11 protein-coding genes are annotated in these 11,995 nt (G+C 67.3%); 5 read left to right on the top strand and 6 right to left on the bottom strand.

Annotated elements, in window-relative coordinates:
* From DIE06_RS11790 to DIE06_RS11770, 5 genes are all read left to right on the top strand, one after another.
* Positions 1–879: ABC transporter permease subunit (locus DIE06_RS11790; RefSeq protein WP_124661568.1), on the top strand; the 879-nt coding region annotated here is incomplete at its 5' end.
* Positions 876–1,715, top strand: coding sequence for an ABC transporter permease subunit (locus DIE06_RS11785; RefSeq protein ID WP_044847895.1), 840 nt, complete (start codon positions 876–878; stop codon positions 1,713–1,715). The genes DIE06_RS11790 and DIE06_RS11785, both read left to right, overlap by 4 nt.
* A 102-nt stretch (positions 1,716–1,817) precedes the next feature.
* Complete coding sequence (locus DIE06_RS11780) at positions 1,818–3,392, top strand: DUF3138 family protein (protein ID WP_124661567.1); 1,575 nt, start codon at positions 1,818–1,820, stop codon at positions 3,390–3,392.
* A gap of 112 nt (positions 3,393–3,504) precedes the next feature.
* The gene (locus DIE06_RS11775; protein ID WP_124661566.1) at positions 3,505–4,809 is read left to right on the top strand and encodes an FAD-binding oxidoreductase; all 1,305 of its coding nucleotides are present in this window, start codon (positions 3,505–3,507) and stop codon (positions 4,807–4,809) included.
* A 25-nt stretch (positions 4,810–4,834) separates the two neighbouring features.
* Positions 4,835–6,136 (top strand): FAD-binding oxidoreductase, encoded by a 1,302-nt coding sequence (locus tag DIE06_RS11770; RefSeq protein WP_124661565.1) that lies wholly within the window; start codon positions 4,835–4,837, stop codon positions 6,134–6,136.
* A gap of 169 nt (positions 6,137–6,305) precedes the next feature.
* Here DIE06_RS11770 and DIE06_RS11765 read toward each other — a convergent pair whose 3' ends face one another.
* The 6 genes from DIE06_RS11765 to DIE06_RS11740 form a co-directional block, all read right to left on the bottom strand.
* Positions 6,306–6,971 carry a DUF799 domain-containing protein gene (locus DIE06_RS11765; protein ID WP_124661564.1) on the bottom strand — a complete coding sequence of 222 codons (666 nt, stop codon included), beginning with the start codon at positions 6,969–6,971 and terminating at the stop codon, positions 6,306–6,308.
* Between the two features lie 10 nt (positions 6,972–6,981).
* Positions 6,982–7,410, bottom strand: a complete 429-nt coding sequence (locus DIE06_RS11760; protein ID WP_124661563.1) for a DUF4810 domain-containing protein — start codon at positions 7,408–7,410, stop codon at positions 6,982–6,984.
* Between the two features lie 81 nt (positions 7,411–7,491).
* Complete coding sequence (locus tag DIE06_RS11755) at positions 7,492–8,163, bottom strand: CsgG/HfaB family protein (RefSeq protein WP_185733390.1); 672 nt, start codon at positions 8,161–8,163, stop codon at positions 7,492–7,494.
* 414 nt (positions 8,164–8,577) lie between these two features.
* A complete protein-coding gene (gene gor / locus DIE06_RS11750) occupies positions 8,578–9,933 on the bottom strand; it encodes a glutathione-disulfide reductase (protein WP_124661561.1) in 1,356 nt (451 codons plus the stop codon).
* A 243-nt stretch (positions 9,934–10,176) separates the two neighbouring features.
* Positions 10,177–10,401: a hypothetical protein gene (locus tag DIE06_RS11745; protein ID WP_059448526.1), complete on the bottom strand. Its 225-nt coding sequence runs from the start codon at positions 10,399–10,401 to the stop codon at positions 10,177–10,179.
* Between the two features lie 373 nt (positions 10,402–10,774).
* A complete protein-coding gene (locus tag DIE06_RS11740) occupies positions 10,775–11,896 on the bottom strand; it encodes a porin (RefSeq protein ID WP_124661560.1) in 1,122 nt (373 codons plus the stop codon).
* Positions 11,897–11,995: the final 99 nt, after the last annotated feature.

Raw genomic sequence — 11,995 nt, 5'->3', positions numbered from 1 at the left:
CCGTCGGGCCGCGGCGTCGCGATCGGCGTGCCGTTCCTGTGGCTCGTGATCTTCTTCGCGCTGCCGTTCGTGCTGGTGTTCAAGATCAGCTTCGCCGACCAGGTGATGGGCATCCCGCCGTACACGTCGCTCGTCGAGATCAAGGACAGCGTCGTGCACTTCGCGCTGCAGCTGTCGCACTACGCGTTCCTGCTGCAGGACGACCTGTACATCGCGACCTACCTCAGCTCGCTGAAGATGGCCGCCGTGTCGACGCTGCTGTGCTTGCTGATCGGCTATCCGATGGCGTACTACATCGCGCGCTCGGAGCCGGGCCGCCGCAACGTGCTGATGATGGCCGTGATGCTGCCGTTCTGGACGTCGTTCCTGATCCGCGTGTACGCATGGATCGGCATCCTGAAGGATGACGGCCTGCTGAACCACGCGCTGATCGCGCTGGGCATCATCCACACGCCGCTGCGCCTCTATCACAGCGACGCGGGCGTCTACATCGGGATGGTCTATTCGTACCTGCCGTTCATGGTGATGCCGCTGTACGCGCACCTCGTGAAGATGGACCTCACGCTGCTCGAGGCCGCGTACGACCTGGGCGCCAAGCCGTGGGTCGCGTTCACCCGCATCACGCTGCCGCTGTCGAAGAACGGGATCATCGCCGGCAGCCTGCTGGTGTTCATTCCGGCGGTCGGCGAGTACGTGATTCCGGAACTGCTCGGCGGCGCCGACACGCTGATGATCGGCCGCGTGATGTGGGACGAGTTCTTCAACAACATGGACTGGCCGATGGCGTCCGCGGTGACGGTCGCGATGGTGCTGCTGTTGCTGGTGCCGATGGCGCTGTTCCAGTACTACCAGGTCAAGGAACTGGAGGAAGCGAAATGATCAAGCCGAGCAAACCGCTGTCGACGGGCGTTCTCGCCTTCGGCTTCCTGTTCCTGTACATCCCGATCATCAGCCTGGTCGTGTACTCGTTCAACGAGTCGAAGCTGGTGACGGTGTGGTCGGGCTTCTCGCTGAAGTGGTACGCGGCGCTGTGGCAGGACGACGAACTGCTGACGGCCGCGTGGCTGTCGCTGAAGATCGGCCTCTTGACGGCCACCGCGTCGGTCGTGATCGGCACGTGGGCGGGCTTCGTGCTCGCGCGCTTCGGCCGCTTCAAGGGCTTCACGCTGTACACGGGGATGATCAACGCGCCGCTGGTGATTCCGGAGGTGATCCAGGGGATCTCGCTGCTGCTGCTGTTCGTGGCGCTGGAGCAGATGTTCGGCTGGCCGAAGGGGCGCGGGATGGTGACGATCTGGATCGGTCACGTGATGCTGTGCGTGTCGTACGTGGCGATCATCGTGCAGTCGCGCGTGAAGGAGATGAACAAGTCGCTGGAGGAGGCGGCGCTGGATCTGGGCGCGACACCGCTGAAGGTGTTCTTCGTGGTGACGCTGCCGCTGATCTCGCAGGCGCTGCTGTCGGGGTGGCTGCTGTCGTTCACGCTGTCGATCGACGACCTGGTGCTGTCGGCGTTCCTGTCCGGGCCGGGCTCGACGACGCTGCCGCTGGTGGTGTTCTCGCGCGTGCGGCTCGGGCTGAACCCGGAGATGAACGCACTGGCGACGCTGTTCATCACGGCGGTCACGATCGGCGTGATCGTCGTGAACCAGATGATGATCGCGCGCGAGCGGCGCCGGGTGGCCGACATGAAGGCGGCGTTCGCGGCGGCCTGAATCCCCTCTCCCCTATCCATCGATAACAAGACCCGCGCGCCGCACGATTGCGGCGCGCAAGCCGAGCACACATTGACACGCGTACGACAAGGAGAATCCGCAATGAAGAAGAAACTGATCTGCCTGCTGGTGGCCGGCGCGTTACCGGGCATCGCGCTGGCCGACTCGACCTCCGCCGAGATCAAGGCACTGCAGGCGCAGGTCGCCGCGCTGCAGAAGCAGATGAAGGCCATGCAGGCGCAGCTCGCCGCGAAGCCGGGCGGCGCGCCGGTCGCGCAGGCCGGCGCGCCGGCCGCGGCCCGGCCGGCGATCGTGGCCGCCGATCCGTCCTCGCCGGACTACGGTCGTGCGCAAGCCGCGCTGACCAACGACGAAGTCAGCGAAATGAAGCAGCAGATCGCGAACCAGCAGCTGAAGGTCGACTCGCTGACGGACGCGGCCAACACCGGGCCGCTCGCGGGCCTGTCGGTCACGGGCTACATCGATCCGACCTACATCTACAACCGCGCGGCCGGCACCTCGTCGTTCCTGTTCGCGAACCACGAGAACGCGTACAACTACTTCAACAGCACGTTCGGCGACCTGTACCTGGACATCAAGAAGACCTTCGGCGTCGGCCCGATGGCGCCGTCGGCGGAGATCACGCTGATGCCGAACCGCGGCAACGGCATCACGCTGCTGCAGAACTCGCGCGGCTCGATCACCGACAACCTGCTGAACACCGCGGTCGTCAACGTGCCGATCAGCGCGACGACGACGCTCGTCGCCGGCCTGATTCCTAGCTTCGGCGGCTACGAGGTGCAGCAGTCGAACCAGATGCTCACGCTCACGCACAACCTGCTGTACGACTTCTCCGATCCGGGCAGCTACGTCGGCGCGGGTGCGAACTACACGAAGGGCAACTGGGCGTGGAAGTTCTTCCTCGGCAACGAGCAGTACCGCACGTACGGCTCGGTCACGCAGACGGGCACCAACGCGCTCGGCGATCCGATCACGACCAGCAACAAGGTGCCGACCTTCACCGGCCGCGTGGACTACACGTGGTCGAGCGCGCTCGACATCGGCGGATCGTTCAACATCGGCCGCCAGACGCTGGCGAGCGCGATCGACGATCAGGGCAACGTGCATTACGGCCCGGGCGGCGCCGCGCCGAGCGCATACGGCACGTTCTTCTTCGGCGAAGTCGACGCGACCTACACGCTTGCCGACATCCAGTACAACGCCGAACTCGACTACGGCCAGCAGCAGCATGCGGCGTTCAACGGCGGGCTCGCGCAGTGGTACGGCCTGTCGCTGCTCGCGCACCGCAAGTTCAACGCGCCGGTGGTCGGCCGCATGGGCGTGACGCTGCGCTACGACGCGCTCGTGAACAGCAAGAACGGCGGCGGCGGCGGCGGCATCGCGCTGAACGGCAACGGGATGGATCCGAACAACGGCTTCGGCGTCGATGCGGACTGCCTCGCGACGTCGAAGGCGAACGGCGGCCTGGGCTTCGACTGCAAGGGGGCGATCCGCCAGGACGTCGCGCTCGACCTGCTGTTCTATCCGACCCAGCAGATCACCGTGAAGGTCGAATACCGGCACGACTGGGCGAACAACAAGGTGTTCCTGCGCAACGACGGTTCGTACGGCAAGTCCAACGACCTGCTCGCGACGCAGTTCATCTATTCGTTCTGATGCAGGCCGCGCGGGACGCCGTGCAGCACGCACGGCGTCCCGCGTCGTTTCACCCGGCCGGCTCGCGGTGCGTCGCGCACCGCCGCCGGCCGTCCTCGAGGGAGTCGGCTTGATGACGCAGTCCTTTACCCGCCGCGCCGACGCACTCGCGCGCGACTCGTACTACGAAGCGACCGCCACGCGGCCGGTGGTCGACGACCCCGTTCTTGAGGACGTGATCGACGTCGACGTGTGCGTGATCGGCGCGGGCTTCGCCGGCCTGTCGACGGCGCTCGATTGCCGTGCGCGCGGGCTGTCGGTCGCCGTGATCGATGCGCACCGGCCCGGCTGGGGTGCATCGGGCCGCAACGGCGGCCAGGCGATCACCGGCTTCGCGAAAGACGAGGTGATCGAGAAGCAACTCGGCGCCGCCGGTGCGCGCGCCGCGTGGTCGCTGTCGCTCGACGGCGTCGCGCTGATCGCCGAGCGGATCGCACGCTACGGCATCGACTGCGACTTCACGCGCGGCTACCTGACGGTCGCGACGAAGCCGCGCCGCATCGACGACCTGCGTGCATGGATGGAGGCCGCGACATCGCGCTGGGGTCATCCGTCGCTGGCGTGGCTCGACACCGGCGAAATCCGCGCGCGCATCGCGTCGTCACGCTATCTGGCGGGCGTCCACGATCCGCTGTCGGGCCACCTGCACCCGCTCAAGTATTGCCTCGGCCTGGCCGAAGCCGCGCGCCGCGAAGGCGTCGCGCTCCGTGCGCACACCCCCGCGCTCGAGGTCGCGCGCGGCGCCCGGCCGGTCGTGCGCACGCCGTTGGGCGAAGTGCGCTGCCGCTTCGTCGTGTCGTGCTGCAACGCGGGGCCCGGCGGCATCCTGCCGGCCGCGAGCGCCGCGCGCATCGCGCCGATCGCGTCGTACATCATCGCGACCGAACCGCTCGGCCGTGCGCGCGCCGACGCACTGATCGCGCAGCGCGAAGCCGTGTGCGACAACAACTTCTTCCTCGACTACTTCCGGCTGTCGGCCGATCACCGGATGCTGTTCGGCGGCCGGGCGAACTCCGCGGGCGCATCGCCCGACACGCTCGCCGAAACGATCCGGCAGCGCATGGTCGGCGTGTTCCCGCAGCTCGCCGACGTGCGCGTCGACCACGCGTGGGGCGGCTTCGTCGACGTCACGCGCAACCGCGCGCCGGACTTCGGCGCGCTCGATCCGAACTTCTTCTACGTCCAGGGCTTCAGCGGACACGGCGTCGCGCTGACCGGCATCGCCGGACGGGCGATCGCCGGCGCGATCGCGGGCGACACGCGCGCGTTCGACCTGTTCGCGCAACTGCGCCACCGGCGCTTTCCGGGCGGCGACGCATGGCGGCAGCCGGCGCTCGAGCTCGGGATGCTGTACCACCGCGTGCGCGAGCTGTTCTGAGCCTTCTTTCTCCGTTCTCCTGACCATGCCGACATTCGCCAACCAGCCGCACGTCGCGTCGTACTACGCGGCGACTGCCAACGATACGACCCGCCATGCACCGCTCGCCGGCGCGACCGACGCCGACGTGTGCGTGATCGGCGCGGGCCTCACCGGGTTGTCCGCCGCGCTCAATCTCGCCGAGCGCGGCCATTCGGTGACCGTGCTCGAGGCGTCGCGGGTCGGATGGGCGGCAAGCGGGCGCAACGGCGGCCAGCTGATCGGCGGCTTCGCGTGCGACATCGATACGTTCGGCAACTTCATGCCGGAAGGCGACGTGAAGCGGATCTGGGACATGGGGCTCGAAACGCTGTCGCTCGTGAAGTCGCGCATCGCGCGGCACGACATCGACTGCGCGCTCGTGCCCGGCTACCTGACCGCCGCGAACACCGAGCGCGACGCGGATGCGCTGAAGCGCTGGCGCGACGACGCCGCGAAGCGCTTTGGGTACGACCGCTTCCATTTCGTCGAAGCCGACGAGCTCGGCGACTACGTGCAGTCGGCACGCTATCGCGGCGGGCTGTACGACCCCGACAGCGGCCACCTGCATCCGCTGAACTACACGCTCGGCCTCGCGCGCGCGGCGACCGACGCCGGCGTGCGGATCCACGAGGACAGCTGCGTGACGCGCGTGCGCGACGTCACGGGCGGCCATGTCGTCGAGACCGATCAGGGACAGGTGCGCGCGCGCTTCGTCGTGCTCGCATGCAATACGTACGTCGGTACGCTCGCGCCCACGCTATCGAGGAAGATCATGCCGGTCGGCACCTACGTGATCGCGACCGAGCCGCTGGGCAAAGCGCGCGCCGCCGCGCTGATGCCCGCGCGTGCGGCCGTCTGCGACAGCCGCTTCGTGCTCGACTATTTCCGGCCGGCGCCCGACACGCGGCTCGTGTGGGGCGGCAAGGTCAGCTACTCGACGCGGCCGCCGCGCAATCTCGCCGACGCGATGCGCGCGGACATGCTGAAGACGTTCCCGCAGCTAGCGGACGTGAAGGTCGACTACGCATGGGGTGGCTTCGTCGACATCACGATGAACCGCGCGCCGCACTTCGGGCGCGTCGCGCCGACGATGTATTTCGCGCAGGGCTTCTCGGGGCACGGCGTGAACACGACCGCGCTCGCGGGCAAGCTGATCGCCGAGGCGATCGACGGACAGGCGAGCCGCTTCGACCTGTTCGGCAGGATCCGGCATCGCGACTTCCCCGGTGGCGCGACGCTGCGCACGCCGGCGCTGGTGCTCGCGATGAGCTGGTACCGGCTGCTCGACGCGTTCGGCATGCATTGAGCGTCATCCCGCATCGGTTCGGTGCGATGCGGCGCAAGCCGCAAGCGCACGCCACGCGCCGACGCCAAACGAAAACGGCCGCGCAACAGCGCGGCCGCCCGATCGGATCGTATGACGTCGGCGCGGCGGGCACATGCGTTGCCCGCGCGCCGCACACGACATGCGCCGCTCAGTCCGTCCCGTACTTCGGCGAATGCGGACCGTACAGCAGCCCGTTGGGCGGACCGGCCGACAACAGCCGCGTGCTGGTGAACGCGGCGACGTCGTGGCTCTGGTCCATCAGCGTGTTCGCGATCTGCTTGACCGCTGCCGTCACCAGCATGCCGATCAGGCCGCCACCGCCACTGTTGCCGCCCTCGTCGCTGCTCGCGCTCGCGTGGCCCTGCCACAGCACGTCGCCGGTACGCAGGTCGACGAGCTTCGCCGAGGCCGACACGACCGTTGCGCTCGCCAGGATCCGGTAGACGGTGCCGTACTGCGACACCTTCGAATACAGCGCGGCATCCGCACCGAAGATCTCGCGCAGCTTCGCGGGCGACGTCTGCTGGATCTCGGCCGCGTTGGTCAGGCCGTTCTGCTTGAACGTCTCGTCCATCACGGCGACCGGCACCACGTAGTAGCCGGATTCGGCGAGCGGCAGCGTCATCTGCGACAGCATCCCGTAGGTCGCCGCCACGTCGGACGTCTCGTTGACGGGCGGCAGTACCAGGATCGAGCGTGGCTGGCTCTTCTTGAACGCCGTGTAGTCGGGGCGTTTCACCGGCTGCGCGCACGCGCTCAGCAGCGCGACGATCGACAGCACGGACATCAGCTTGAATGAGAGTGTCTTGAACATGGCGGGCGGGTCACGGTTTGGCGGTGGTCGGGACAGGATCCTTCTGGCCGGCGATCGCCTGGACGGCCGTCTTCTGATCCGCGGTCTTCGGCGCGCCGGACTTCTTCTTCAGCAGGAAATCCATGAAGGTCGACGATTCCGGGAACAGCTGCTTCTCGGCCTGCAGTTCCTGTTCGGCCTGCTGCTCGTTGCCGACGCTCGCGTACAGCATCCCCAGATGCGCGTGGAAGCCCGGCGGCGGCGTATGGCCCTTCCCGCGAATCTCCTGCAGCGCCTTTTCGAGCGCGTCGATCTGCTCCTGCGGCGACTTCTGTCCCTTGAAGTACTCGTACACCTGCGGCTGATAGCCGGTCCACTGATAGAGCGGCGGCGTGGAACTCGCGCAGCCGGCGAGCAGCAAGGCGGCGGCCGTTGCCGGCAGCCAGTTACCCCGTTTCATGGTCTGTTCTCTTTTGATGTCGTGGTGAATCGGTCCAGCGCGGGCCGGCCCCGGCGCGCGCTGCGGCATGGGCTGCGACGCTTACTGCGGCGCCTTCAGCGTACCGGCGTCGACCTGGTCGACGAGGTGGTTCACGGCTTCCTGGATCGCGAGGTCCAGCACCTTGCCGTTGAGCGTCGAGTCGTAACCGGCGGTGCCGCCGAAGCCGATCACTTCGCGATTCGACAGGCTGAACTCGCCCGCACCCTGGCTCGACGCGACGACTTCCGACGTCGTCGTATCGACGATGTTCAGGTTGACCTTCGCGTACGCGACCTGCGTCTTGCCGCGGCCGAGAATCCCGAACAACTGGTGATCGCCGACGTCCTTGCGGCCGAACTCGGTCACGTCGCCGGTCACGACGTAGTTCGCGCCCTTCACGGCCTGCGGCTTCTTCATGAAGCCGGCTTCCTGCTTGATCTCGTCGAGGTTCTCGCGATCGAGCACGTTGAAGCGGCGGCTCTGCTGCAGGCGCGTGACGAGAATCGTCTTCGCCTGTCCGCCGAGGCGGTCGATGCCGTCCGAGAAGATGCCGCGCATGTAGCTCGAGCGGTTGTCGAACTTGCCGACCGCGATCGCGACGGGCTTGCCCGCATACGGCTTCTGCGCGCTGCTCACCGCCGGCACGTCGAGCGTGCGCGACGATTCGGTCGCGCAGCCGGACAACGCGGCGACGAGCGCCGTCGCCACGAGAACGGTGCGTCGTGTCTGAATGTTCACTGCTGGTCTCCTTGCGTGAAAAGATTGCCCGAAACGGGCACGCCGGCTCACTGGCGAACCGGCGGTCGATGCGGTGATCGAAACGGCTGGGGCGCGCGCGGCTTCATCGCCCGGATGGCGATCGAGATGGCGGCATGCGATGGGAAAGTGCGCGCAGCGGACGTGCGGCAAGATGCGAACGCGCGGCGCAGGGATCGACAACCCCGTGTACGCCGGCTACCGCGTGATTCTGCTTACTGCGCTGTTGATCGCGCATGATCGGCCCCGTATATGATTTTGGCCGATCATACCAAGCCTGATTATCGACGCGGCATTTCTTGAGAAGAATTGACGTTCTTTACGAATCGTCGCCAATCCGTGCTACGTCCCGCGCCGAGGGCGCGCGCGGGACATCCGCGCCGGTCGCGGTCAGTCGGCCGCCTTCTGCCGCATCGTCACGAACTCCTCGGCCGCGGTCGGGTGAATGCCGATCGTGTCGTCGAACTGCGCCTTCGTCACGCCCGCGCGGATTGCGATCGCGATGCCCTGGATGATCTCGCCCGCGTCGCGGCCGACCATGTGCGCGCCGATCACGCGCTGGCTGTCGCGCGCGACCACCAGCTTCATCAGCGTGCGCTCGTCGCGGCCCGACAGCGTGTGGCGCAGCGCCTTGAACGACGTGCGGTAGATGTCGAGCTCGCCGTGCACGCGACGCGCATCGGCCTCGGTCAGGCCGACCGTCGCGACCTCGGGCTGGCTGAACACGGCCGACGGCACATAGTCGTGATCGGCCGCGACACGCGACCCGCCGAACAGTGTCCGCGCGAGCAGCGCGCCGTCGCGCGTCGCGACCGGCGTGAGCTGCGGCCGCGACGTCACGTCGCCGATCGCATGGATCGATTCGACCGACGTCGCCGAATACGCATCGACCGCGATCGCGCCGCGCGCGTCGAGCATGACGCCCGCGCGCTCGAGGCCAAGCCCTTCGACGTTCGGCACGCGGCCGGTCGCATAGAGCACCGCGTCGTACGGCCCATGCTGCGCGTCGCCGGCACGCACGGAGAGCGTGCCGTCGTCCGCGCGCGCGATCGATTCGACCACCGCGCGCGCGTGGATCGCGACGCCCTGCCGGGTCATCTCGTCCGTCAGGCATTGCCGCACGTCGTCGTCGAAGCCGCGCAGGATCTTCTCGCCGCGATAGAAGAGATCGACATGGCTGCCGACGCCGTTGAAGATGCCCGCGAACTCGACCGCGATATAGCCGCCGCCGACCACCGCGATGCGCGCGGGCAGCTTCGCGAGCGACAGCGCCTCGCGCGACGTGATCGCATGCTCGATGCCGGGCCGCTCCGGCATCGACGGGCGCGAGCCGGTCGCGATCGCGATGTGGCGCGCGCGGAGGGTGCGCTCGCCGATCGCGACCGTATGCGCGTCGACGAGCGTCGCGCGCCCGGCGTGCATCTCGACGCCGGATTGCCGCAGCAGGTTGATGTAGATGTCGCTGAGCCGGTTGATCTCGCGATCCTTCGCGGCGATCAGCGCGGGCCAGTCGAGCGTGCCGGCACCGAAGGTCCAGCCGAAGCCCTTCGCGTCCTCGAGTTCGTGCGGATAGTGCGATGCGTAGACGAGCAGCTTCTTCGGGATACAGCCGCGCAGCACGCAGGTGCCGCCGATCTGCTCTTCTTCCGCTATGCCGACGCGCGCGCCGTATGACGCCGACATCCGGGCGAGCCTCACGCCGCCGGAGCCGGCTCCGATGACGAACAGGTCGTAGTCGAAATCCATCGCAAGCCCTCATCGCAGTTCCGATGACGGCACGATAACAAGATTCCGGAATTCGTGCGGGACGTGGCGCCGCGGAACGCGCGCGCCACAAAAAACGGCGAGAGACGTCGCCTCTCGCCGGTCAAACCAGCTGCCGGGTGTACCATGCGTCACCGATCGACCACATGCCCGGCCTGCCGGCCGCGCGGCACCGGTCCGACCGGGCGCGCGAACGGCGCACCCGCGGCGGACCAGCCGCCATGCTCAGGCCTGCGACGTGTCGCCGCCGTCCGTCGCCTGCGTATCGTCTGCCTGCTGGGGCTGCTCTTCCTTCTTCTCGAGCATGCCTTCGATCGCTTCCGCACCCTTGAAGCCGGCGACGGCCGCCGCCGCCTTGGTCAGCAGGCCCGCATCCGGATCGACCTTTTCCGCCGCCTCGACGGCTGCCACGGCACCAGCGATTTCACCCACGGTATTCAGGATACCCATCGTCATCCCCTTTCAAGAAAATCGTGAGCGCATCGTCCCACGAAAAAAACCGGCGGACCGTGTTTGTCATCACCGGATACAAAAATTATGCACCAGGCCGGCCGCACGCGAAACGCGCGCCGGAACGGCGCCCGCGCGTGCGTTGCGGCACACGGCGGACCTTGCACGCAGCGTAGCGGAATCCCTTCGCGCGCACTGTCAAAGTATGTTCTGGAATGCCGACGGAACGCTTACGGCCGGGCCGTTCCCGATGGAGCGATCGCTGAATGGTCGTCCGCGCGCATGAAGGGCGCGTGACGAAAAAAAAGAGGCTCCCGCGGGAGCCTCTTCGATGCGCGCCGAGCGTGAACCGGCGCACGCGTTCCGACGTTCGTCAGAAGATATTGCGCAGGCCGATCGCGATGCCGGTCTGGTTGCTGCGACCCGGCAGCTCGACGTTCGCCGCGCCGTTCGTCTTGTTGAAGTCGACGGTGCCGTAGACTTCCGTGCGCTTGCTGAGCGCGTATTCGGCAATGCCGACGATCGCGTAGCGGTTGCCGCTCGCGAGCGTACCGTTCGTGGTCATCGCGTTGCGCATATGGTCGTAGTAGAACGCGCCCGTCAGCGTCAGCGGCGTGCTGACCTGCCAGCTCACGCCCGCGAACGGACCGTCGTCGATCCGGCCCGTGCCCTTCGAGACCGGAATCGACTGCTGCGCGAGCAGGCTGTCGACGAAACCAGTGTCGTCCTTCGAGCGCAGGTAGCCCGCATAGACCTTCGCCTTGCTGAACGCGTACACGACGTTCGCGTGGTAGATCGTCTGCTTGCGCGCCGAGTTGTCGCTGTTCTGCTGCGCGCCGGCCGCGATGCTGAGCGGGCCCGCCACGTATGACAGCGACACGCCCCATGCATTGCCCTTGCCCAGCGAGCCCGGGATCTGGCCCGAGAAGCCGCCCGCGCCGGTCGATTCGTAGTTGGTGCCCGTCGAGTACATTGCCTTCGCGGTCAGGCCCGCGAACTTGCCCGTGTACTTGATCTGGTTGTCCGCATACAGGCCGCCACCCAGCGCGACCGGCAGCCACGCGTTTTCGAAGTAGTTACCGACCGTCAGCGGATCGTAGGTGTCCGACAGCAGGTCGAACAGCGGCGTCTTCTGGCGACCGAGGGTCACCGTGCCGTACGGGCTCTGCAGGCCGACATACGCCGCGCGGTTGAACAGGCGGCCGCTGTCGGCGAATGCGCCGTTCTGCAGGTTCACGCCGCTTTCGAGGTTGAACAGGGCCTTCAGGCCGCCGCCGAGGTCTTCCGTGCCGTAGATGCCGAAGCGGCTGTTGGTGATCGCGCCGTTGGTCATCGACAGCAGGCCGTCGTTCTTCGCGTTGGCGTTGGTCAGGTACCGGATGCTGACGTCGGCGACGCCCCAGAGCGTGACCGAGCTTTGTGCTGCTGCGTACTGGCTGGCGAAGGCCAGCACCGCGCCCCCTGCGATGGCTGCGAGTCGGGTGGTCTGCTTCATGAGCTTTCCCTTTGTAGGTGTCTCCATTCATGGCCGGCCGCGTGCGCAGCCGGGTGGCGATCGCGTACGTTCATGGCGCGCGCGATGTGGGCTGAATCA

Origin of the sequence: Burkholderia sp. Bp8998 (assembly GCF_003854235.1) — a bacterium.
Classification (GTDB): Bacteria; Pseudomonadota; Gammaproteobacteria; order Burkholderiales; family Burkholderiaceae; genus Burkholderia.
This window is presented reverse-complemented; position numbering and strand designations above follow the sequence as displayed.

Bases quoted from the DNA above. Each gene is read 5' to 3' on its own strand.
- DIE06_RS11740 (WP_124661560.1), bottom strand. From the start codon at position 11,896: ATGAAGCAGACCACCCGACTCGCAGCCATCGCAGGGGGCGCGGTGCTG.
- DIE06_RS11765 (WP_124661564.1), bottom strand. From the start codon at position 6,971: ATGTTCAAGACACTCTCATTCAAGCTGATGTCCGTGCTGTCGATCGTC.
- gor (WP_124661561.1), bottom strand. From the start codon at position 9,933: ATGGATTTCGACTACGACCTGTTCGTCATCGGAGCCGGCTCCGGCGGC.
- DIE06_RS11780 (WP_124661567.1), top strand. From the start codon at position 1,818: ATGAAGAAGAAACTGATCTGCCTGCTGGTGGCCGGCGCGTTACCGGGC.
- DIE06_RS11770 (WP_124661565.1), top strand. From the start codon at position 4,835: ATGCCGACATTCGCCAACCAGCCGCACGTCGCGTCGTACTACGCGGCG.
- DIE06_RS11745 (WP_059448526.1), bottom strand. From the start codon at position 10,401: ATGGGTATCCTGAATACCGTGGGTGAAATCGCTGGTGCCGTGGCAGCC.
- DIE06_RS11760 (WP_124661563.1), bottom strand. From the start codon at position 7,410: ATGAAACGGGGTAACTGGCTGCCGGCAACGGCCGCCGCCTTGCTGCTC.
- DIE06_RS11775 (WP_124661566.1), top strand. From the start codon at position 3,505: ATGACGCAGTCCTTTACCCGCCGCGCCGACGCACTCGCGCGCGACTCG.
- DIE06_RS11785 (WP_044847895.1), top strand. From the start codon at position 876: ATGATCAAGCCGAGCAAACCGCTGTCGACGGGCGTTCTCGCCTTCGGC.